This is a genomic window from Limimaricola cinnabarinus (assembly GCF_047631075.1).
GTDB lineage: Bacteria > Pseudomonadota > Alphaproteobacteria > Rhodobacterales > Rhodobacteraceae > Limimaricola > Limimaricola cinnabarinus.
In genome coordinates, this window is the sequence record NZ_JBLHYX010000033.1 from 1 (window position 1) to 21130 (window position 21130).

Annotated in this window: 22 protein-coding genes and 6 pseudogenes; 7 read left to right on the top strand and 21 right to left on the bottom strand. The window is 68.0% G+C overall.

Features of this window, described 5'->3' with window-relative positions; translation table 11 throughout:
- Positions 1 to 394: 394 nt before the first annotated feature.
- Positions 395 to 1203 (bottom strand): annotated as a pseudogene (locus tag ACJASC_RS16705) (IS3 family transposase); the annotation flags it as partial.
- 82 nt (positions 1204 to 1285) lie between these two features.
- On the opposite strand from ACJASC_RS16705, the gene ACJASC_RS16710 reads away from it, so the two are divergent.
- Positions 1286 to 1672: a VIT1/CCC1 transporter family protein gene (locus ACJASC_RS16710; RefSeq protein ID WP_415147025.1), complete on the top strand. Its 387-nt coding sequence runs from the start codon at positions 1286 to 1288 to the stop codon at positions 1670 to 1672.
- 143 nt (positions 1673 to 1815) lie between these two features.
- On the opposite strand, the gene ACJASC_RS16715 is transcribed toward ACJASC_RS16710, so the two are convergent.
- The gene (locus ACJASC_RS16715) at positions 1816 to 2292 is read right to left on the bottom strand and encodes a PfkB family carbohydrate kinase (RefSeq protein ID WP_415147007.1); all 477 of its coding nucleotides are present in this window, start codon (positions 2290 to 2292) and stop codon (positions 1816 to 1818) included.
- A 74-nt stretch (positions 2293 to 2366) separates the two neighbouring features.
- Positions 2367 to 2768, bottom strand: a pseudogene (locus tag ACJASC_RS16720) (PfkB family carbohydrate kinase); the annotation flags it as partial.
- Positions 2769 to 3053: 285 nt separating this feature from the next.
- Between ACJASC_RS16720 and ACJASC_RS16725 the strand changes: the two are divergent.
- Both ACJASC_RS16725 and ACJASC_RS16730 read left to right on the top strand, forming a co-directional pair.
- Positions 3054 to 3893, top strand: a pseudogene (locus ACJASC_RS16725) (P-type ATPase actuator domain-containing protein); the annotation flags it as partial.
- Positions 3894 to 3951: 58 nt separating this feature from the next.
- On the top strand, positions 3952 to 5715 hold the full coding sequence (locus ACJASC_RS16730; protein ID WP_415147008.1) for an HAD-IC family P-type ATPase: 1764 nt from the start codon (positions 3952 to 3954) through the stop codon (positions 5713 to 5715).
- Between the two features lie 13 nt (positions 5716 to 5728).
- On the opposite strand, the gene ACJASC_RS16735 is transcribed toward ACJASC_RS16730, so the two are convergent.
- From ACJASC_RS16735 to ACJASC_RS16745, 3 genes are all read right to left on the bottom strand, one after another.
- The gene (locus tag ACJASC_RS16735; RefSeq protein WP_415147009.1) at positions 5729 to 6571 is read right to left on the bottom strand and encodes a universal stress protein; all 843 of its coding nucleotides are present in this window, start codon (positions 6569 to 6571) and stop codon (positions 5729 to 5731) included.
- Positions 6572 to 6595: 24 nt separating this feature from the next.
- Positions 6596 to 7042, bottom strand: coding sequence for a hypothetical protein (locus ACJASC_RS16740; RefSeq protein ID WP_415147010.1), 447 nt, complete (start codon positions 7040 to 7042; stop codon positions 6596 to 6598).
- 76 nt (positions 7043 to 7118) lie between these two features.
- Positions 7119 to 7532 (bottom strand): c-type cytochrome, encoded by a 414-nt coding sequence (locus ACJASC_RS16745; protein ID WP_415147011.1) that lies wholly within the window; start codon positions 7530 to 7532, stop codon positions 7119 to 7121.
- 183 nt (positions 7533 to 7715) lie between these two features.
- Between ACJASC_RS16745 and ACJASC_RS16750 the strand changes: the two genes are divergently transcribed.
- Complete coding sequence (locus ACJASC_RS16750) at positions 7716 to 8555, top strand: universal stress protein (RefSeq protein WP_415147012.1); 840 nt, start codon at positions 7716 to 7718, stop codon at positions 8553 to 8555.
- 48 nt (positions 8556 to 8603) lie between these two features.
- On the opposite strand, the gene ACJASC_RS16755 is transcribed toward ACJASC_RS16750, so the two are convergent.
- The 13 genes and pseudogenes from ACJASC_RS16755 to ACJASC_RS16815 form a co-directional block, all read right to left on the bottom strand.
- Positions 8604 to 8894 carry a hypothetical protein gene (locus tag ACJASC_RS16755; RefSeq protein ID WP_415147013.1) on the bottom strand — a complete coding sequence of 97 codons (291 nt, stop codon included), beginning with the start codon at positions 8892 to 8894 and terminating at the stop codon, positions 8604 to 8606.
- A gap of 104 nt (positions 8895 to 8998) precedes the next feature.
- The gene (fnrL, locus tag ACJASC_RS16760; RefSeq protein WP_415147014.1) at positions 8999 to 9724 is read right to left on the bottom strand and encodes a transcriptional regulator FnrL; all 726 of its coding nucleotides are present in this window, start codon (positions 9722 to 9724) and stop codon (positions 8999 to 9001) included.
- 88 nt (positions 9725 to 9812) lie between these two features.
- The gene (locus tag ACJASC_RS16765; protein ID WP_415147015.1) at positions 9813 to 10220 is read right to left on the bottom strand and encodes a CBS domain-containing protein; all 408 of its coding nucleotides are present in this window, start codon (positions 10218 to 10220) and stop codon (positions 9813 to 9815) included.
- On the bottom strand, positions 10217 to 10369 hold the full coding sequence (locus ACJASC_RS16770; protein WP_415147016.1) for a hypothetical protein: 153 nt from the start codon (positions 10367 to 10369) through the stop codon (positions 10217 to 10219). The genes ACJASC_RS16765 and ACJASC_RS16770 overlap by 4 nt, the downstream gene beginning before the upstream one ends.
- Before the next feature lie 12 nt (positions 10370 to 10381).
- Positions 10382 to 11329 carry an FAD:protein FMN transferase gene (locus tag ACJASC_RS16775; RefSeq protein WP_415147017.1) on the bottom strand — a complete coding sequence of 316 codons (948 nt, stop codon included), beginning with the start codon at positions 11327 to 11329 and terminating at the stop codon, positions 10382 to 10384.
- A gap of 3 nt (positions 11330 to 11332) precedes the next feature.
- A complete protein-coding gene (nqrF, locus tag ACJASC_RS16780) occupies positions 11333 to 12553 on the bottom strand; it encodes an NADH:ubiquinone reductase (Na(+)-transporting) subunit F (protein ID WP_415147018.1) in 1221 nt (406 codons plus the stop codon).
- Positions 12550 to 13149 (bottom strand): NADH:ubiquinone reductase (Na(+)-transporting) subunit E, encoded by a 600-nt coding sequence (gene nqrE / locus ACJASC_RS16785; RefSeq protein WP_415147019.1) that lies wholly within the window; start codon positions 13147 to 13149, stop codon positions 12550 to 12552. Before nqrE ends, nqrF begins: the two co-directional genes overlap by 4 nt.
- On the bottom strand, positions 13146 to 13805 hold the full coding sequence (locus ACJASC_RS16790) for an NADH:ubiquinone reductase (Na(+)-transporting) subunit D (protein WP_415147020.1): 660 nt from the start codon (positions 13803 to 13805) through the stop codon (positions 13146 to 13148). Before ACJASC_RS16790 ends, nqrE begins: the two co-directional genes overlap by 4 nt.
- Positions 13802 to 14599: an NADH:ubiquinone reductase (Na(+)-transporting) subunit C gene (gene nqrC / locus ACJASC_RS16795; RefSeq protein WP_415147021.1), complete on the bottom strand. Its 798-nt coding sequence runs from the start codon at positions 14597 to 14599 to the stop codon at positions 13802 to 13804. The genes ACJASC_RS16790 and nqrC overlap by 4 nt, the downstream gene beginning before the upstream one ends.
- A complete protein-coding gene (locus ACJASC_RS16800) occupies positions 14592 to 15389 on the bottom strand; it encodes an RnfABCDGE type electron transport complex subunit D (protein WP_415147022.1) in 798 nt (265 codons plus the stop codon). The genes nqrC and ACJASC_RS16800 overlap by 8 nt, the downstream gene beginning before the upstream one ends.
- A complete protein-coding gene (locus tag ACJASC_RS16805; RefSeq protein WP_415147027.1) occupies positions 15386 to 15715 on the bottom strand; it encodes a hypothetical protein in 330 nt (109 codons plus the stop codon). The genes ACJASC_RS16800 and ACJASC_RS16805 overlap by 4 nt, the downstream gene beginning before the upstream one ends.
- 197 nt (positions 15716 to 15912) lie before the next feature.
- Positions 15913 to 16053 (bottom strand): annotated as a pseudogene (locus ACJASC_RS16810) (hypothetical protein); the annotation flags it as partial.
- Positions 15996 to 16550: a hypothetical protein gene (locus tag ACJASC_RS16815; protein WP_415147023.1), complete on the bottom strand. Its 555-nt coding sequence runs from the start codon at positions 16548 to 16550 to the stop codon at positions 15996 to 15998. The pseudogene ACJASC_RS16810 and the gene ACJASC_RS16815, both read right to left, overlap by 58 nt.
- A gap of 134 nt (positions 16551 to 16684) precedes the next feature.
- Between ACJASC_RS16815 and ACJASC_RS16820 the strand changes: the two genes are divergently transcribed.
- Together ACJASC_RS16820 and ACJASC_RS16825 are read left to right on the top strand one after the other, a co-directional pair.
- Positions 16685 to 17773 (top strand): cytochrome c3 family protein, encoded by a 1089-nt coding sequence (locus ACJASC_RS16820; RefSeq protein ID WP_415147024.1) that lies wholly within the window; start codon positions 16685 to 16687, stop codon positions 17771 to 17773.
- Between the two features lie 165 nt (positions 17774 to 17938).
- Positions 17939 to 18244, top strand: a pseudogene (locus tag ACJASC_RS16825) (IS5/IS1182 family transposase); the annotation flags it as partial.
- A 63-nt stretch (positions 18245 to 18307) separates the two neighbouring features.
- Here ACJASC_RS16825 and ACJASC_RS16830 read toward each other — a convergent pair.
- Positions 18308 to 20131 carry an FG-GAP-like repeat-containing protein gene (locus ACJASC_RS16830; RefSeq protein ID WP_415147026.1) on the bottom strand — a complete coding sequence of 608 codons (1824 nt, stop codon included), beginning with the start codon at positions 20129 to 20131 and terminating at the stop codon, positions 18308 to 18310.
- 457 nt (positions 20132 to 20588) lie between these two features.
- The gene (locus ACJASC_RS16835) at positions 20589 to 20732 is read right to left on the bottom strand and encodes a hypothetical protein (protein ID WP_415147028.1); all 144 of its coding nucleotides are present in this window, start codon (positions 20730 to 20732) and stop codon (positions 20589 to 20591) included.
- A 10-nt stretch (positions 20733 to 20742) separates the two neighbouring features.
- Between ACJASC_RS16835 and ACJASC_RS16840 the strand changes: the two are divergent.
- Positions 20743 to 20995, top strand: a pseudogene (locus tag ACJASC_RS16840) (transposase); the annotation flags it as partial.
- Positions 20996 to 21130 lie beyond the last annotated feature (135 nt).

Here is a 21130-nt window from a genome sequence, read left to right on the forward strand (position 1 = left end):
TTTGCCAGGTCCACTCCGATCATCGTATCCTTCATCTCGCCGTCCTCCTCGCTGCGTGGCGTTGAACACCACGACCTTGGCACATTGCGATGCCGTCGGGGGAGGGCGGCAACCATCCCATCTACCCAGGCGGAAGGACCCCTCTCTGTCAGGGCCGTGGAAGCGCAACAGCGACCTCGTAGATAATGTTCGGGTCTTCCGCCTGGGTTTGGGATCTCGTCTTCAGGACGGTGAGGGCCAACGACTGGACCCTGTGTTTGCTATGGCAGAGACCTCTGCCTTGACGGACGTGACCGGCGGAAGCCGCCTGGCTCAGCATTCATCCATCATCGGCACGCGCCGGTGACCAACAATTGCGACCTGAAACCCGCACAGCCTCCCTTCATAGGACGTTGTCGACGCGTATGCTCTTCGGATAGCCCGTCTGGCGACAGACCCGTTCCAGCGTCTGCACCACGTCTTCGCTGCGATAGGTGAACCTCGGATCGATGGCCGGGCAGTAGCGCGAATGGGTGTCGACGATGGTCAGAATACGCAGCTTGCGGGCGGTGGCCAGCTGGTCATGGACAAAATCCATCGCCCAGACCTCGTTCGGCCCGGACGCCTCCTGCCGGTCCTCGCGCAGCTTGGCCTTCACCCGGCGCTTGGGGTGCTTGTTGCGCAGCTGAAGGCCCAACTCGTTGTAAATCCTACGGGTCTTCTTCATGTTGATCACCCAGCCTTCCCGGCGCAGCAGCACATGGACACGCCGGTAGCCGTAGCGCACCCGCGTTTCGCAGATCTCCTTGATCCGCCTTTCGACGGCAGCCTGGTCCGTCCGCCGGGACTTGTAGTGGTCGGTGGAGGTATCGAAGCAGATGGCCCCACAGGCCTTCCTGATCGATACGCCCCAATCGACGCACATCCCGGTGACGAGCTCGCGCAAACGGCCAGGCTTCAGAGCTTTCGGCGGATGACGTCCTGCAACATTTCCCGGTCCAAGGTCAGATCGGCGACGATCTTCTTCAGTCGCCCGTTCTCGTCCTCAAGAGCCTTCAGCCGCCGCATCTCGTCGGGCAGCAACCCGCCATAGCGCTTCTTCCAATTGAAGTAGGTCGCCTGGCTGATCCCAGCCTTGCGGCAGATCTCCGCCACCGGCGTGCCCGCCTCTCCCTGCTTCAGAATGAACGCCTTCTGCGCCTCAGTGAACTTCGATGCCTTCATCGTTCTCAGCTCCTCTCCCAGCCAGGAAAGCTTAGCCGAAAACTCCAGTTTCAGACGGTCGCGTTTTCAGGGGGCAGAGTAGATCCTCCACGCCAAGGGGCTCGACGGCGCGGTGCTCGACGAGGCTGTGGGTGCCATCTCCGGCAACAAGACGGCATGGGTCGAGCTTATGCTGAGCGATGAATACGGCTTGAACCCGCGCCCGCCCGCCCCGATCCGGTCGGCCCTCGCCACTTTCGTGGCGTTTCTCGCGGCAGGTCTGATCCCGCTGTTGCCCTACGCTCTGGGGCTGGAGCCGGCGTTCCGCCTGTCCATCGCAGCGACCGGTGCCGTCTTTTTCGTGATCGGCGCACTCAAGAGCCGCTGGTCGCTGAGCGCATGGTGGCGATCCGGTCTCGAAACATTTGCCATCGGCGCGGTCGCGGCTGCCATCGCCTATATGGTCGGATCCTTGTTCCGCGGGGCCTGACGTATCGCGCCTGCCCCGAGCCACTTGCAATCGTTCCTGATCGCGCCGACCGCCTCTCTGCCGCGCCCGGCCGGTGATCCGACGGGGCGGACCTGCAACCGAGGCCGACCAAGGGCCTTCAGTCCCCTCTGCTCCGCAACGCTTCAATCCAGATCCATGACCCTTACCTCCGCCACCAGCTTTCGCGCCAAGGCGCTGTCGCAAAGCTGCGTCGCGGGGGTGGTCACGGCGGCGGCGGCGGCGGCGGTGCCCGCCCGAACGGCCTGCTTGAACGACGCGCCGCCCGACAGGGCCCGGACGATGGCGCCCATCAGGCTGTCCCCCGCCCCGACCACGCTGACCGCCTCGACCTTTGGAGCTGTGCAGAAACAGGCCCCCTCGGCCAAGACCCCGGCCGTGCCCTGCTTGCCCAGTGCCACCAGGAGACGCTCGGCCACCCCGGCGCGCAGCAAGGTTCGACCGAAGGCGACGAGGTCAGGCGGCGTCGCGAACCGTTTCCCCGAGAGCTCTTCGGCCTCGTCCCCATCCATCCGGATGAGGTGAAACGGCACCCCATCGTGATCGCGCACCATGCGGATGAGCGCCGGACCGGAGGTGTCGAGCAACAGGTCCGCCCGCATGGCCGCAGCTCCTCGCGCAGCCGGTCGATCGTGGCCGGATCGAAGCCAGGGGGCAGGCTGCCCGACAACACCACCAGATGACCCGCCTCGATACGGCGCTCCAGCTGGTCGAACAGGTGCTCCGTCGTCTCCGGTCGCCAGTCGGGACCGGGCAGGATGAATCTGTATTGCCGTTTCGTGTCACGCTCGATGACGGCAATCGATTGTCGGGTCAGCCCCTCGACCGGCAGCGCCACGACACGGATGCCTTCCTGAGCCAGAAGCCCGGCAATTGTCTCGCCGGTGGCCCCACCGAGCGCCACCAAGGCGGTCGACGTGCCGCCAAGACGGGCGATCGCGCGCGACACGTTGATCCCGCCACCACCCGGATCGAGCCGCGGCGTCGTGCAGCGCAGCTTGTGGTCAGGAACGAGAATCCCGGTCTCGGTCGAGAGATCGAGCGCCGGGTTCAGGGTGATTGTGAGAATGGGGCGCATGGCGGATCCTCGGTGACGACAACTCTCGCATCCGGGAGGTAACGCCGGTGCCCTTTCATGGACCGGCGCGACGATCGGAGGCGCGGAACGGCATGCTCAGGAAAGCCCCCCGAGGCGGCGGATGCCTTGATCTGCCTCAAACGGGCCGAATCCCTTGGCAAAACACGGCAAGCAGGCGACCCATGGCCATGCGGCAGGCGACGCCACCGCCCGGCGCATGCTAGCTTGCGGCGAGGCGGGGCAGACGCAGCGAGCATCATGACCTTGGACGACAGAACCCCGGCCATGGGCTGGCATGCGCAGAAGGGCGAGCATGCCCTTGCGGCGTTTGGCGTTACCCCCAATGGGCTGAGCACCGAGGAGGCTGCGGCGCGGCGGGCGCAATACGGGCCAAACCGCCTGCCGGAGCCGCCGCCGCGGGGTGTGCTGGTCCGCCTCAGAGGTCAGTTCGCCAACCTTCTGATCCAGGTGCTGATCGCGGCGGGTCTTGGCACGGCGGCTCTGGGGCATTGGGCGGATTCAAGCGTGATCTTCGCGGTTGTCCTGCTCAACGCCGCCATCGGCCTGTGGCAGGAGGGCCGCGCCGAGACCGCTCTCGCGGCGGTGCGCTCGATGCTGCCGAACGAGGCCTCGGTGCGCCGAGACGGAGCGCGTTCCCGCATCCCGGCGGACGACCTCGTGCCCGGCGATATCGTGCTGATCGAGCCGGGCGACCGGGTGCCGGCGGATCTGCGGCTGATCGAGGCGCGCGGCCTCAGGGCGCAGGAGGCGGCGCTGACCGGAGAGTCGGTCGCCGTCGACAAGGACATCCCGAAGGTCGCGCGGGACGCCCCGCTCGGCGACCGCCGCCCGATGGCCTTTTCCGGCACGCTCATCGCCGCCGGGCGCGGCGTCGGCGTCGCGGTCGCCACCGGGCCCGCCACCGAAATCGGGCGCATCGGGACGATGCTGGGCGCGGTGGAGCCCGGCACCACGCCGCTGTTGCGCCAGATCGACCGCTTCGCGCGCCAGTTGACCTTCGTCATCCTCGCCGTCTGCCTCGTCGTCTTCGCCTATGCCGTCACGCTGGGCGGCTACGGGCCGGGTGACGCCTTTCTCGCCATGGTCGGCCTGGCCGTCTCCGCCATCCCCGAAGGGCTGCCCGCCGTGCTCACCATCACGCTGGCGCTCGGGGTGCAGCGGCATGGCCGCGCGCCATGCCATCGTGCGCCGCCTTCCGGCGGTCGAGACGCTGAGGGCGGTGACGGTGATCTGCACCGACAAGACCGGCACGCTCACCATGAACGAAATGGTGGTGCGGCGCGTCGCGACCGACCCCGCCGCGCCGCCACTGGACATCGGCGGCACCGGCTACGCGCCGCGCGGCCAGATCACGGGCGATGCCGGGGCCGCCCTGCCGCTGATCCGGGCCGGGATGCTGTGCAATGACGCGCATCTCGTCGAAAATGCTGCCGGCTGGCAGGCCGTGGGCGACCCGATGGAGGGCGCGCTGCTGGCGCTGGCGCGCAAGGCGGGCCTCGATCCCGAGGCCGAACGCCAGCGCCATGCGCGCCTGTACGAGATTCCCTTCGACGCCGCCTATCGCTACATGGCGACGCTGAATGACGGCCCGGAGGGACGGCAGGTCTATGTGAAGGGCGCGCCGGATCAGCTCCTCGCGCAGTGCAACCGCCAGATCGGCGCGAAATCGCCCGAACCCATCGACCGCGCGGCATGGGCGGCGCGGATCGAAGAGCTCGCCGCGACGGGCCACCGGGTTCTGGCCTTCGCCACAACACCTGCGGATCGGGCCACGCTGGCACCAGACGACATCCGCGACCTGACATTGCTAGGCATTGCAGGCTTCATCGACCCGGCCCGGCCCGAGGCGATTTCGGCCGTGGCCGATTGCCGCCGCGCCGGCATCGCGGTCAGGATGATCACCGGCGACCATGCGCTCACCGCCCACGCCGTCGCGGCCGAGCTGGGGCTTGAGACGTCCCCGCCGCCCCTCACCGGCCAGCAGATCGAGGCGATGGACGAGGCCGAGCTGCGCCGCCGCATCGGCACGACGACTGTCTTCGCGCGCAGCTCGCCCGAGCACAAGCTGCGGCTGGTCGAGGCGCTGCAGGCCGGGGGCGAGGTCGTGGCGATGACCGGCGACGGGGTGAACGACGCGCCCGCGCTCAAGCGCGCCGATGTCGGCATCGCCATGGGCATCAAGGGCACCGAGGCCGCAAAGGAGGCGGCACGGGTGGTGCTCGCCGACGACAACTTCGCCTCCATCGTCGCCGCCGTGCGCGAGGGGCGCACCATTCACGACAACATCCGCAAGGTCATCGCCTGGAACCTGCCGACCAATGGCGGCGAGGCGCTGGTGATCATCCTCGCGATCCTGATCGGACTGCCGCTGCCGATCACGCCGATCCAGATCCTTTGGATCAACATGGTCACGGCGGTGGCGCTTGGGCTGACGCTGGCCTTCGAGCCCGCCGAGCCGGGCGTCATGGACCGCCCGCCCCGCGCGCCCGGCGCGGCGCTGCTCGACGGCGAGATGATCTGGCGGGTGGTGCTGGTCTCGGCGCTGTTCGGGCTGGCGGTTTTCGGAGCGACGGCCTGGGTCATGGCGCGCGGCGAGACGCTCGCCTATGCGCGAACCCTCTCGGTCAACCTGCTGGTGGTGCTTGAGATCTTCTATCTGTTCTCGGTGCGCTACCTGCACATGACCTCGATCACCGCGCGGGGGCTCCTCGGCACGCGCGCCGTGCTGCTCGGCATCGCCTTGGCCATGGCCGCGCAGGCGCTCTTCACCTACGCCCCGCCGCTGCAGGCGCTGTTCGACACGCGGCCTGTGACGCCCGCCGACGGGGCGCTGATCCTCGGTCTGGGGGTCGCGCTTCTGGTGCTGCTGGAGGCCGAGAAGCTGTTGCGCCGAGGCTGGCGCGGCCGAACGGCCCCGCGGGGCTGATCCCGCCGCGCGTTCAATCTTCGCGCGGGAAGCGCCCCGGATGTACCAGCAGGTCGCAGGGCAGACAGCTCAGCAATTCCGACGCGACACGGCCCATGGTCATCGGCGCGTGACCCTCGGCGCCGTGGCGACCAATCGCCAAGAGGTCGATCCCCTCCTGCGCCACCGCCGCGATCAGCGCGGACGTGGTCCGCCCCTCGAGCAGCGCGCAGTCGGCCTCGACGCTCTCCGCCTCCAGCCATCGCCGCATCTCCTCCAACTGGAACAGCATCGGCGCCTCGATCTCGTCGCGGTCGCGCTTGGTGATGTCGCCGGTCTCGTCCATGCGGTGGCCCAGGCCGCCGAAGGGCACACGGTAGGCATGTACGATCCGCACCGGCGCCCCACCCGCGAGCTTCAAGGCGAGCAGCGCCGTCTCCGCCTCGCGCCGCGCAAAGCTGGCGCCGACCATGACCTTGCCATAGTCAGCGACGGGCCGGTTCGAGACCACCAGTACTGGCGTCTCCGACATCTGCACGCAGCGGTGCAATACGCTGCTGCGAAACAGATCGACAATGCCCTGGTCGCGATGCGCGCCCATCACCATGAGATCGAAGCGCCCCTGCGCGGTCCGCTCGACCACGCGGCGCCATGGATGGCCGAAGGCGACCTCCACCTTCCCCGCGCCGCTCGCCTCACGGGTCAGCATTTCATGCGCCGATTGCGCCGCCTCCTGTGCGACATGGCTCGGCAGCGTGTCGTCCACGACGTGCAGGATCTTGAGATCCATCCCGAGCGCCGCGGCCAGACTTCGCGCCCGATCGAGCGCGAGGCCGCTGCGGTCGGACAGATCGCTTGTCATGAGCATGCGGAGCATGTGCCGTCTCCCTTTGCGCGATGTTCACTGGCCGGGCCGGGTATGGCCCGTGCCGCGCCGTCCTACCGGGTCGGTCACGGCGGAGACGGCAAGGTCGATCAAAGCGCCGATCAGCGTCGCTTCGATCACGATCCACCAGACCCCAGGCCCCGGCTGCGGCAGCCATTCCGACCGGGCCCAGAGGGTGGCGAGGCCATCCCGCGCGACGAGCAGCAAGAGCACCCCCATCCAAAGCCCGACCCAGCCGCCACGAAGGCCGACGGGCAGCCGGAAGCCGAATGGCGGCACCCGGTCGAACGCGCCGATCAACCCGACCAGCGCCCCGAGCACCACGGCCCAGAGCACGATCCCCCAGACCAGCATGAGCTCGGAGGCCGACGCCGATGTCAGCAGCGCCGGGGCCAGCAGGCCGAACAGCAACCCGAGCGACTTGGCCAGCGCCACGCGTTGCAACAGCGGTGTGAATGTCATGGCCCTACCCCTCTCATGTCCCTGTCATCGCGATATCGAGACTGCCCGATCCGCACGGCCCACGCCTTGATCTGGATCATCCCTCCTGCAGCGTCGCGAGATACTCCGAGAGCGCGACGAGGGGCTGCGGCGTGGGGGTGAGGAGGCCGTCGCCGGTATCGACATGCAGGGTCGGACCGGTGAAGACCCCGCTGAACTCCGGCATCACCTGCCCCGGATCGTCCTGCCGGAAATAACCGTTGATATAGGACATCACATGCACCGTCGGGAACGGCTCGCCCTCCGCGCGCAGACGCGTCAGATAGGCGGGCGGGCGCGGCAGGCCCGCGGCCATCGGGCCGTCGCCCCGGCCATCCGCACCATGGCAGGACGCGCAATTCTGCAGGAAGAGCGCGCGGCCCGTGAGCAGTTCGGGCTCGGGGCCGGGCATGGCGCAGGCCCCGAGGGCCGACGCCGCCGACAACGCCGCCGCCTTGATGTTCCGGTTCATCTTCCGCTCCTCGCATCGCCTCTATGCGGGCCTTGATCGGCCCTTGTCTTCTCTCTGCGGTGCCCGCGCCGCGGCCACCTTGATCTGGATCAAGCGCAAGCACCGCCGAGATTGATCGGGATCAAGGCGCGCCTCCTGCGGCCCTGCCACCCTCAAGTCGCAAACTCGAAGGGAGAGACCCCCATGTCCCATGGAACCGTCGCCGTCTTGGCCACCGACGCCGCGCTCGATCGCGGCGCGATCGTCACCGCGCTCGCACTGACCGAGATCCAGGAGGCGCATCTCGACATCCACTGCCTCGGCATCGATACGCCGGCCGACGCCTACATGGCGGGACCGGCCCTGATGCTGACCATGCCCGACACCGAAAGCGCCGTCGCGCGCGCCGAGGAACTGGAGCACGAGCTGCGCTCGCTCATCCCCGCCCATCGCGGCAATGTGCAGTTGCACCGCCATCATGTGCCTGAAGGGATGATCGGCCGGAACGTCGGAGAGATCGCCCGCTTTGCCGACCGCGTCGTCGCCACGGCCCCCTATGGCCCCGAGGCGCGCCCGCTCCAGGTCGCGGTGCTGGAGGCGTCGCTATTTGCAGGCGGGCTGCCGGTCATCGTCGTCCCCGATGGCGGTGCCGAGATCGCGCCATGTCCGGGGCGCCTCATGCTGGCTTGGGATGGCAGCCGCGAGGCGATGGTGGCGGCGCGGGCCGCGCTGCCGATGCTGCGGCGTGCGCGACTTGTCGACGTGGTGATCGTCGATCCCGAAGTGCAGGTCGGCGCTCGCTCCGATCCCGGCGGCGACGTCGCGCTGTTTCTCGCCCGCAACGGCGTGGCGGTCGAGGTCTCGGTGCTGGCGCGCAGCCGGTTCCGCAATTCGGAGGTGCTGCGCCGCCACGCGATGGACACCGGCGCCGAGGCGGTGGTGATGGGCGCGTATGGCCATTCGCGCCTGCGCGAGCAGCTGTTCGGCGGCACCACGCGCGAGATGCTGACCGACGCGCGCCTGCCGCTGATCCTCGCGCGATGACCTGCGACCCCCGGCCTCGCGCGAGGGGGCCGGGACGCGCCGGGATGGCTAGCGCAGCGCGCGAGGCGGCGTGCCCTCTTTTTCAGTCGCCAAGCGGATCACGGCGCGCCGATGCTTGTCGCGCATGACGTCGAGCACTTCGACCGAATGGCTACGGGTTTCGGTCAATCGGCGGATGCGCGACCCGGGCGCGCCGATCGGTCGCAGCCCGTGGCGGCGCAGTTCGGGCACGAAGGCGGCGGCGTCGTCGAGCGCCCGCTCCAGATCCTCCTCGGCCTCGAGATAGGCGCGGTAGGCCCGGATCAGGGCACGGCGGGCGGTTGCGGCATCGGGGTTCATCCTCGGTCCTCCTCGAAACAAGGCGACTCTGCCTTCGATCAGGTCAAAATGCTCCGCATCTGTCAATGAGTTCCGTGACCCGTCCGGGGCCCCGCTCGACTGGTTCAGCCCGCCATGGCCTCGTCACCAGTCTCGGCCCCCAGCCGGTCGAGATCGGGAATCACGATTTTGCGCTTGCCGTCGAGTTCGATCACCCCTTCGCGCCCAAGCTGGCTGATCTGGCGGCTCACCGTCTCGATGGTGAGGCCAAGATACTCCGACATCGCCTCGCGCGTCAGCGGCAGGTCGAGCCGGATGTCGCGGGTCCGGGTCGCGAGATCGAAGCTTGCCTCGCGCCGCGCGACCGACACCAGCAGGCTCGCGATGCGCTCACGCGCGGTCTTGCGGCCCAGCACCATCATCCATTCGCGCGCCGCGTCCAACTCGTCGAGCGTCATCTCCAGAAGCCGCCCCGCGACATGCGGCATGTCCGCGAGCAGCCGTTCGAACGGCGCACGGCGAAAACAGCACAGGGTCACGTCGCTGGCGGCCGTGATGTCATAGGGCGTGGAGGTCCGACCGGGACGTCCGATGAAGTCCGACGGCAGCAAAAGCCCCACCATCTGCACCCGCCCGTCCTCGAGCGTCTGCGCCATGGTGGCGATGCCCGAGACGACCGAAGCCACGAAGCTCAGATCGTCACCGGCCCAGACGATCTTCTGCCCGGCCTCATAGGTGCGGTAGAACTTGACCTCCTCGAGCCGTGCCAGCTCGGTCTCGTCGCAGCGCGCGCAGACGGCACGGTGCCGGATGCCGCAATCGGCGCAGCGCAGATCCAATCTCGGGGTCATAGCGGATCTCCTTGAAGGGATGCAACGACGATACCACCGAAGGGCCGATGACCCCAGCCCCGATGATACGAGCTTGCGTCCCGGGGCTTCAACCGGAAGCCTCTCTTGCGGCGGCCAGCGCGCGCAAGAGGTCGCTGCGGCTCAGAATTCCCGCAATTCTCGATCCCTCCATCACCGGAAACCGGCGGTAGGGGCCGCTCAGAAAGCGCTCGGCCGCGGAGAGGATGTCGAGATCGGGCATCAGGCATTCCACCGGCGCACGCATCGCATCGCCCACGAGGCCGCCCTGTCCCGCGTGGTATCCGGCATGAAGCGCGTCGCGCAGGCAGTCCTTTTGAGATAGCATGCCGACGAGCCGGCCCTGCGCATCGACGACGGGCATGCCGGAAATGAAGTGATACAAGAGAAGATGCATGGCGCGCAGCAGATCCGTCTCGAGCGTGACCGATACGACCTTGCGCGTCATGACGTCCTCGATGCGCGGCAACGGTCTCATCGCGCGCCCTTCCGCGCGCAGGGGTTGCGACACCCCGCGCAAGGCGTGCCGCAGCCGCCCTGCGGCGGTCCGCGCCCGAACATCAGCCCGAGGCCCAGGCCCGCCATCGACAGCGCGATAAGAAGAAAGACGACGAGAATCGTGATCATGCGCGGCTCCTTTCAGGCGATGAGATGGGCCGCAAGGCCCCCGGTCATGCGCTCCGCGCCGCCCGGATGCACAAAGAGCGCCGCGATGCCCGCCGCACGCGCGATGCGCGGGCCGTCATGCGGCCCCAGCGCGAGCAGCCCCGTGGCCAGCGCATCCGCGCGCAGGCCGGTGGACGCCAGAACCGAAACCTGCGCCAGCCCCTGCGCCGCCGGACGCCCCTGTCGCGGGTCGATCACATGGCTCGTTTCCACCCGCCCGCGCAGGCCCTGCGGCGCATGGGCCGAGGTTGCCAGCGCCAGGCTGCACGGGCGCACCATGCGCAGCGCCGTCCCCCGTGGTGCGTCCGCCCGCTCGATCGCGAGGCGCCACGCCCGGCCCGAGGGGTGACGGCCCAGCGTCGCGACCTCGCCGCCGATCTCAACCAGCGCATGGGAGAGGCCCAAGGCGGCGAGACCCGCTACCAGAAGATCGAGCGCGTGGCCTTTGGCCAGCCCGCAGGGGTCGAAGGTTAGACCGGCGTGGCTCTTGCGCACGGCTCCGCCCCTCAGCTCGAACCGCCCCTCCCCGGCCAGCGCGCCCTCGATCCGGCCAAATCCGTGGCGCGCCACCAGCGGCCCGACGCGCCCGTCGAAGCCCCCTTCGGTGAGCGACCGCACTGCCTCGGCCTCCGACAGGCAGGCCAGCGTCGCCGCGCCCACCGGTCGCCAGTCCCCCGCGCCTGCCCGGTTGACGCCTGAAAGCGCGCTGTCGTCGCGCCATGGCGACAGTTCGGCTTCGAGATCGGCGATGAGACCGGTCGCAAGATGCGCCACTGCCTCCCGCTGCGCCCCGGCGGGCAGGACGCAGCGCCAATAGCTGCCGAAGGCGGGACCGCCCACTGTCGTCGCCCCGGCCCGGGCAGGACCGGCAAGCAGCGCCGCCCCCGCTCCGGCCAGAAAATCCCTGCGCCCTATCCACATGGCTCAGCTCCCGAAATCGTCGAAAAAGATGCGTTCCTGCGGCACGCCTGCCTCCCTTAGCGCCGACATCACGGCCGCGATCATCAATGGCGGGCCGCAAAGGTAATATTCGCACTCCTCGGGGCTCGGATGATCGCGCAGGAAACCTTCGCGCAGCACCGCATGGACAAAGCCCACCGGCCCCTCCCAGTCGTCCCCGGGCCGGGGCTCGGAGAGCGCCACCGTCCAGCGGAAATTGGAATGGCGCGCCGCAAGCTCCTCGAACTCCCCCGCATGAAGCAGGTCCTCGCGGCTGCGCGCGCCGTACCAGAAGCCGATCTTTCGCCCGGTGCCGCGCGCATCGAGCTGGTCGTGGACAATGGCCCGCAGCGGCGCCATGCCGACACCGCCGCCGATCAGCACCATCTCGCGCGCATTGTCCTGCGCGCGAAAGCTGCCGAAGGGCCCGGCCGCCGACACCCTGTCGCCCGGCACAAGCTGGAACAGCCATGACGATACGATGCCCGGTGGCACGCCCGGCCGATCGGGTGGCGGCCCGGCGAGGCGGATGAGCAGGACGATCCGCCCCGCCGCGAGATCGGCGGGCGTGCTGGCGATGGAATAGGCGCGGCTCACTGGCTCGTGCGAGGCGACGCGCAGGCGGCGCAGGGGCACCCAGGCGCGCTCGAACCGTTCCGGCACGGCGATCGCCGCGAACTCCAGCTCATAAGGCGGCGCGGTGACCTGCACGAAGGCCCCGGCCTCGATCCCTTCGGCGACGCCGGAGGGGGCCTTCAGCACGATCTCGCGGATCAGCGGCGTCAGCGACCGCGCCTCCACCACCTCGCACGCAAAGCTCTGCGCCGTCAGCAGCGCCTCGGCCACCTCGACGGCGATCGGCTCGCGCAGCACAAGCTGGCAGGCCAGATGCAGGCCAGACCGGCGCTCCGTGCGCGACAGCAGCGCCGTTTCGGCAGGCAGGGCCACGGGGCTTCCTTGCGTCACGCGCACCCGGCACAGCCCGCAGGTGCCCGCCCCGCCGCAGGCCGCCGGAAGCAGAATGCCGTTCTCGGCCAGCGCCTCCAGAAGCCTCGTGCCGAAACGGCTCTCGAAGCCCGCGCCGCCGTTCACCGCGACCGCGATCGCGCGGTCGGGCACCAAGAGCCGCCGCGCCAGCAAAAGTGCCGCGCTCAGCATCAGCACGATCCCGGTCAGCAGCACGATGCCCAAAAGCGCCTGCGTCATCGCGCCAGCCCCCCGAAGCCCGAAAAGCCAAGCGACATAAGCCCGGTGACGATGAAGGCCGAGCCCAGCCCCTGCAGCCCCCGCGGCATGTCCGAATAGCGCAGCCGCTCGCGGATCGCGGCGAAGGCTGCGATGGCCAGCGCCCAGCCCGCGCCGCTGCCGACGCCCCAGGCGATGGACTCGCCAAGATCATAGCGCCGCTCGACCATGAACAGGCTGCCGCCGAGGATCGCGCAGTTCACGGTGATCAGCGGCAGAAAGACGCCCAAGGCCCGGTGCAGCGCGGGCACGAAGCGGTCGAGCACGAGCTCCAGAAGCTGCACCATCGCGGCGATCACGCCGATGAAGACGATGATCCGCAGAAAGCTCAGATCGACCTCGGGCAGACCGGCCCAGCCCAAGGCACCGGGGGCGAGCAGGTATCGGTGGATCAGCGCGTTGACCGGCACGCTGATGGACTGCACCACGATCACCGACAAGCCGAGCCCCAGCGCCGTCGACAGGCGCTGCGACACGGCGAGAAAGGTGCAGATGCCCAGAAAGAACGACAGCGCGAGGTTGTCGGTGAAGATTGCGGCGATGAGAATGTCGGTCATGGCGTGGCCTTCGTATCAAGGCTGATGAGGCTATGGTCGGGGTGTTCGGCCTGCTCGGGCCGCGCGGCGCGGATCGCCCAGATCAGCAGCCCGATGATGAAGAAGGCCGAAGGCGCGAGCTGCATCAGGCCCAGGGGCACGAACCAGCCGCCTTCCGCCACGGTCGGCAGGATCGAAATGCCCAACAGCGTGCCCGCGCCCAGAAGCTCGCGGATCGTCGCCACGATCACCAGCACGAGGCTGTAGCCGAGCGCGTTGCCCAGACCGTCGAGCACCGAGGGCCAGACGGGGTGATGCATGGCAAAGCTTTCGGCCCGGCCCAGCACGATGCAGTTGGTGACGATCAGCCCGACGAAGATCGACAATCGCTGGCTTATCTCGAAGGCATAGGCGCGCAGCACCTCGTCGATCAGGATCACCAGCGTGGCGATGATGGTGATCTGCAAAATGAGCCGGATCGATTGCGGGATGTGCCGCCGGATCGCGCTGATCAGCCCGGAGGCCGCGCAGAGCACGAAGATCAGCGCCGCGCACATGGTCAACGCCGTCACCAGCGAGGTCGTCACCGCCAGCGCCGAGCATATGCCCAAAATCCGCAGCGTCACCGGGTTGGCCCGGAGCAGCGGATCGGTAAGGGGGCGCGGCAGGCGCATCATCCCAGCCCCTCCTGCCCCAGCCGGTCGAGAAACGGGCCATAGCCCCACGGCCCCATCCAGAAGCGGATCATGTCGGCGACACCGTTGCCGGTGCGCGTGGCCCCTGAGATACCGTCGACCTCGTAAGGCGTGCTGGCTTGTCCGCGCACCACGTCGATGCGGATCGCGCCCGTCTCGTCGGCGATCTGCCGTCCGGGCCAGAGCGCCTGCCACGCCTCGGTTTCGATCCGGGCGCCGAGGCCCGGCGTCTCGGCCTGTTCGGTCACGGTCAGTGCCGCGATGGTGTTGAGATCGGGCTCGAGCGCCAGAAGTGCGCTGATGGTCGATTGATACCCCGCGCCGCGCACCGGCAGCACCACGAGCATCACCGCGCCGTCGCGCTCAAGAAGATGCACCAGCGCCTGCGCCTCGCGCCGCTCCAGCCCGGCGATGTCGGCCTCTTCGGGCAGGGCGATGCTGGTCTCGGGATCGCGCGCCGCCGTCTCGGGGTCATGGCCCTGCGCCTCCGCCAGCATCCGCCCGGTGGTGAGATCGACCAGACGGGTCTCAAGTTCGGTGACCCCCAGCTCCTCCATCACCGCGCGCAGACCCGGCAAGGCCTGCACCATCGCCTGCATCCTCTCCTGCCGCGCCGCTTCGACATTGGCGATCTGGCGCGGCCGCATCGTGGTGGCCACGGTGGAGACGGTGACGGCAGAGGCCAGCGCGATCAGCCCCGCCATGCCGAGCGCCTTCACCGGGTCCTCGTTGGGGCGGGCGAGGAACCGCGCCCAGGGGCCGCGCGGCTTATCCATGGCGCAGCCGCGCCCGCAGCGCGTCCCCTGCGATCACGCCCGCGTCGATCAGCGGCGCGAAGATCCCGGCCAGCACCACCGCGAAGACCACGGCCCCCACATCGAGCCCTGGCAGCACCGGGTCGCAGAGCACCGCCGTCAGCCCGCCCGCGAGCAGGCCGAAGATCCAATGCCCCGGCGCGGTGACCGGCGCGCCGAAGGGATCGGCGGCGAGAAAGACGAGAGCGTACAGCATCGGCCCGATGAGACCCGGCGACAGGCTCCAGAACATGGCGGCGAAGCCTGCGAACCCCGCGCCACCGGCCAGCACCACGCGCCAAGGCGCCAGCCCCGACAGCAGCAAGAGCCCGCCCCCCGGCAGCGCCGCCCAAAGCACCGCGGGTCCGGGCGCCCCGAGGGCGAGCCCCGGGAATGAGAAGGTCAGGAACGCCAGCGCCAGCGCCCCGGTGCTCAGGAACCCGAAGCCCGCGCCGCCGAAGATCAGCTCTCCCATCACCAGCGCCAGCGACAGGGCCAGCGCCAGTTGCCACAGCGCCGCTTCGGGCGGGGCGAGAAGGACCAGAAGCAGCGCCGGGACCAGCCCGGACCAAAGCGGCCCCCGGCGCCGCAATTCCACAAACAGGAACGACCAGCCGAGTGCCACCGAGGCCACCACGACAAGAGCGGCGACAGAGGCCGCGCCGGTGACCGCCAGATGCGCCAGCATCGGCGGCACGAGGGCCATGAGGCGAAAGATCCCGCAGCGTTGCGCCGCCTGTGCCCTGAGATCGAGGAGCGCTTCCCGGATCATCTCTCCGCCTCCAGCTCGTCCAGCACGCGGCGCAGCAGCGCGCTGTAATCCGACCCGCTGGCGCAGATCATCGTGGCGGCGCGCATGTCCTCCTCGATCAGGTCGAGACACCCGAGCCTGCGGGCGGCGTCGGCATCGCCGATGCTCAGCGCCCGCAACAGCGGGATCGCCCTGATCCCTGCGGGCAGGGTGGCGCATAGCGCCGGGGTCGGAACGATCGGGCCAAACGCGGAGGCCTCGGCAAGGGCCGCGCCGGTCGCGGGCCATGCCACGCGCGTTTCGAAACGCCCGAGCCAGCGGCGGCTCTCATATGGGCTGCCGCCCACGAGGGCATGGGCGCGCCCCCCCTCGCCCTTTCCCCGAGGATCTCGTCGAGATCGGCGCCGGTGACGCTGCGCAGCAGCCGCCCCGCGCCCCCATCGAGTGCGATTTCAATCAACCTCGACAGGTCGAGCACATGCGCTTCCAGAAGACGCCCGATCGCGATCACCGCCTGGCAATCGACGGTCCAGACTTCGCCGCCGCGCGCGACGCTGTGCCAGCGCCGCAGCTGCGCGCCCATGCCGCCGGGGCCGACTTTCACGTGAAGCCCCTCGACCGGCGTCGTCAGCGCAGCGCCTCCCTCTTGGCAAAGCACGACCTCCCCCCGCGTAAGCTCGCGCAAGGCCGAAAGGCCCCGATCCAGAGCCTTTGGCTGTTCTCGCGCCGCCCGAACCCCGGCCGCACACTCCCCCCAAGCGCATCGACGAGGACCGCATCCGGCTGGGCCCCGGGCTCGGGCACGCGGCCGAAGGGGCGGGTCCGGAATTCCGGCCAGAGCCCCTGCGCCAGCAGCGTTTCGCACAAATCCTCCCCCGGCATCGCCGGGGCGGTCCATGACGGCGCGCCCCGCGTCTCGATCACGATCCGTTCGATCCGGCGGCCATATCCCGTGTCGATCCGCGCGACCCGGCCGGGTGTGGGCGACACGACGCGGATCTCGGCCCTGTCCCGATCCCGAAGCAGCGGCGTTCCGACATCGACCTGCGCGCCCTCCGCCACGCAGGCCACGAGCCGCAACCCCGGCAGATCGCGGGCCAGAAGGGCCACGGCGCCAGTCTGGGCCGGCTCCACGTCGGCAGCAGTCGTGGTCGCGGCATGGGGCTTGCGAAAGGCGATCATGCCTGTCTCCTGATCGGGGCCTTGCCCCATCAATCGACCGGCACGTGTGCTGCCGCCTTGATCCAGATCAAGGGCGAACGGCGCGCCCTGCCCTAGGCTTTGTCACATCGGTCATCCCCAACCGGAGGGACACCATGCCCCGCGTCGTCATTTTGCTGCCCGCCCTGCTTCTTGGCGGCTGGTCCGCCCTGACGCTTTCGGCGCAGGAGGCCCCCGACCCCACGCCGGAGCAGATCGTCGAGGACTGGCTCGCCTCGTCTCATGCCGACGCGATGTCAGAGGCGTTCCGCCACTGGGACGACGAGGGCGAGATCCCCGGTGCCTGCGCCACCTGCCATTCCACCCCCGGCTTTGTCGATTACCTCGCCTCGCCGATGACCACCGTGGGCGTGATCGATCACCCCGTTCCGACCGGCACCGTGATCGAATGCACCGCCTGCCACGATCCGGCGGCGGCGTCGCTGGCCTCGGTCCCCTTTCCCTCGGGCCAGTCCATATCGCTTGGCAATGGCGCGGCGGTCTGCGCCGTCTGCCATCAGGGCCGCGCCTCGGGCGCGCGCGTCGAGGAGGCGGTGGGCGGGATGAAGCACGATATCGTCTCGGCCAATCTGGGCTTCATCAACATCCATTACTCCGCCGCGGCGGCGACGCTGATGGGCGCGGAGGCGGGCGGCGGCTACGAATACGAGGGCAAGAGCTATGCCGGGCGCTACGCCCATGTGCCCGGCCTGAGCGACTGCGCGAGCTGTCATGGCCCGCATGACACCGCGATCGAGATCGAGGACTGCACCACCTGCCACGCAGGAGTGCAGGATTTGTCCGCCATCCGCATTTCGCCCGTGGATTACGACGGCGACGGCGATACCGCCGAGGGCATCGGCATGGTGATGCAGCAGATCCGGGAGAGGCTTCTCGCCGCGATCATGCGCTATGGTGCGGAGGTCGCCGGCACGCCGATCGCCTATGCCGAAGAGGCCTACCCCTATTTCTTCGCCGATCCGAACGGCGACGGCCGCGCCGATCCCGAAGAAGCGACGAACGACAACCGCTATGCCAGCTGGACCCCTCGGCTTCTGCGCGCCGCCTACAATTACCAGTTCCTCACGAAGGACGGCGGCGCCTATGCGCACAACCCGCATTACACGCTGCAGCTTCTGATCGACAGCCTGCAGGATCTGGCGGAGGTTCTGCCAGAAGACATCGGCGACCTGCGTCGATCCTGAGGCGCGCAGCCGCGCATGTCATCGATGACCGCATCGCTTGATGACTGCCGTGAGCCTGCCCGGAGGCTGACCGACGTGATCTCACCTTTGCTCGAACGCGTATCCCGCCTGCGCCCTGTCGACTTGCCCGAGCCCCCCGCCGGGAAGGTGAAAGCCGGCCAGAGTCATGGTGCCGTCATCGACCGAGGCGCGGATGCCGTCATACCGATCCGACGCAACGGTCGTGTCTGGAAAGAAGACTGTCCCGCTGCCATCGCGCGAAACGAGATCCTGCGGGCGACTCGGCATCTGGGGCGAACGCTTGGAAAGAAGCGGGCAGGCTTCCACGTCCGAAGTCGGGTCGAGGTCCGGATGAACTGCCTGAAGCTCTTCGGCGAGAGGATCATGTCACGAGATCTCAACTGCCAAACCGCCGAAATCCATATCCGCATCGCCATCATGAACCGCTTCTCGGCCCTTGGCAGGGCCGAGAAGCGGTTCGCTGAAGAAAGGGGGCAGGCATGCCCGGGGATGATTTACGCATCATCGCGGATCCTAAGCCACCAATGCGGCATCATCGATATGTGCCACGCTCACGATCGGGGCGAAAGAAAACTCCGACGTGTCGAACGGGGGGATAACCACGCCCGCCGAGGTGAAGTTGGCGTCTCCGTCATTGAGCAGCAAGGTCATCTCCATGGCGGCATCGCGCGGCACGATGAGTGCGTCGTTGTCGCCGTCGAGGTCGAAATCGCCATGTGCTACCAAGAGCCCTTCGATTGTGGGGTCGAAGGATTTCAGCACGAACTCCGTGTCGGTCCCGGTCGTCACCACGTCGAAGACCCGCAAGCCCGGCGCGATGCCCGAACTCGGGTCGACCGCCCCGGCGCTCAGCACTTCGATCCCGGCATCGGCGTCGAAATTTCCCGCCTCGAATGAGCCGATCAGGCCGGTTTCGTCGACATCGGAGAAGTTCGGGAAGGTGGCTACGCGCATCCCGGTGCCGTCGTTGATGAAGGCCCAGATGCCGCGCCCCTCGCCGCTCGCGGCAAAGGCCACGTCGTTGTCGCCGTCGCCGTCAAGATCGATGACTTGGCCGTCCCCGTAGCTCTCGGCGCCGGGCGAGAGGCTGTCCCGGAAGGTCAGGGCCCCGGTGCCGTCATTGAGGAAGATGCCCACCCCGACGGTGTCGGCATCGGTGAGCACCACCACGTCGAGAAACGGGTTGCCATCGAAGTCGCCGAGCAGGGCCTGACCATCGTTCGACAGGTCCGCCGGGCTGCGCGACAGCGGGCCGAAATTGCCCACGCCGTCGTTCTGCAACAAGAAGATCGACTGGCCCGAGGCCTCGGTGGCGACGAAGTCGATATCGCCGTCATCATCCACGTCGGCCGCATCTTGCGCCTTGAAGGCGAAGTCGAAAAAATCGACAAGGGGCTGCGTCAGGGTAACGGTGGAGTTGGTGGAGGCGGTGAAGAAACCCGCACCGTCATTCTCGTAAAGGGTCGTAAAGACGTCGAACTGCACTTCGCCCGACGCTTCGCCGGGGGTGGTGGCGCCGCTCGAGCTCACCTTCAGGAAATCGAGATCGCCGTCGCCGTCGAAATCGCCCGACAGGATATCGGCGTCGCCTATCGTGATGCCGGTGCCACGCTCGGTAAAGCTGCCGGTGCCGTCATTGAGCGCCACGATCACCTCGCCCTCATCCTCGTACCACAGATCCGGCGTCGCGCGGGACGCGGGGGCGGCAGGTTCGAAGCGAAGGAAATCGGTGCGCAGCGGCTCCCGGCCATCGCCATGACCCACCAGTTCGAGACGATCTCCCGCTGCCACGGTCAGATTCGAAATCACCCGTTCCATCTGGCTATGCTCGTTGGCGCGCTCGCCGCCCGACCTGCTGTCCCAATCGAAGCGGTCTACCTCGCGCCCATTCAGCAGGACCCGCATCGAGGAGACGCCGTCATTCTCGTCGAAATAACCGATCGTCATGTCGAAGGTGCCGGCCCGGTCGAATGTATAAGCGGCGCGGGCTTCGACGGGGCGGCCATTCTCGCCTTGGAACGCGTCCTGCAGATATGCGCCTCCCGAGGCCTTGCCGTTCGACACGACCTCGAAGCCGGAGATGATCTCCATCTCCTCGGCCTCGATCACGAAGGTACTGCTGGACGGCGGTGAGGAATCGACTGCGATATCGATATAATCGGTGCGCAGCGGCTCGCCGGCATCGCCCATGCCGCGCAGCTCGATCAGGTCGCCCGGTGCGAGCCACAGATCCCCGACGAGATACTCCGCCCGGCTGGCAGGGCTCGACCTCTCGTTCCCGAAGGTGCCGTTCCATTCGAAGCTGTCGATAATGGCCCCGTTCACCACCACTTCCATATGCGACACGCCATCGGTTTCGTCGAAATATCCGACCGTGAGATCGTAATACCCGGCGCCCCCCTCAAAAACGCCGCCAGCGCTCGCCTCGCCGCTTTTCGCTTCAAGATAGGCTCCATTGGAAGGGTGAGGGTTTGATTTGATCGCGAAACCCTTCGCGACAGTTAGATCCTCGGCCTCGGTGCGGCCCAAACCTATCTTGGCTTTCGGAAGCGTGGTGAAAGAGGAAGCCAGTGAAGTCGCTTGCAAATCATTAAACATTTGTGAACTCGCGATTTAAGGGTTTCATTGGAGATGTCCCGCAGATCGACCAGCGAAGGCTAGCACTCGAAGGACGATTCGTTAATCTGCTGCCGAGCTAACCAATTGGATTAGGCACCGAAGATTCATTTCTCTGTTTCTGGGAAATACTGCGCAAATCAGCTCCGAGTGAGACTGCACCCTTTCGTGCCTTTCTTCAGCGAACGGCTTCTACTTCGGCCCGCCCGAGGGGCGAGAAGCGGTTCATGATGGCGATACGGATCCGGATTTCGGCGGTCTGGCGGTCGGGGCTGATTTGCGCAGCATTGCCGCTCGAGACCTTCTCGGAGGCTGCGATCAAGACAGGTCCGACGCTGTGCCGCCGGCAGGCGCGGATCTCACTTCAGGTCCCCTAACTTGCGTCAGGACAGCTCCTGAACCTGCTCGTCGACAGCACTGGCATCAAGTTCCGCGGTGATGGCGAGTAGCAGGTCCGCAAGCATGGGCCGTCATGCCGGAGGCGATGGAAGATGCATGTTGCCATGGGCGCGGGCACCGGGGATGCGCGCGCGGTCGGGGTTCACCTTGAGCCGCCAGGGCGACAGCCCGCTGCTGCCGGAACTGCGACTACGTCTGACCTGCTCCCCGCCGGTCCCTCGGTCATAACGAGAGTTTGCGGGTTTGAGATTGGTAGTTGGACTGGTCGTTTCGGGCAAGCGCGCCTGGCGTGGAGCCTTCAAATTGCTCAAGCGCCCGGCG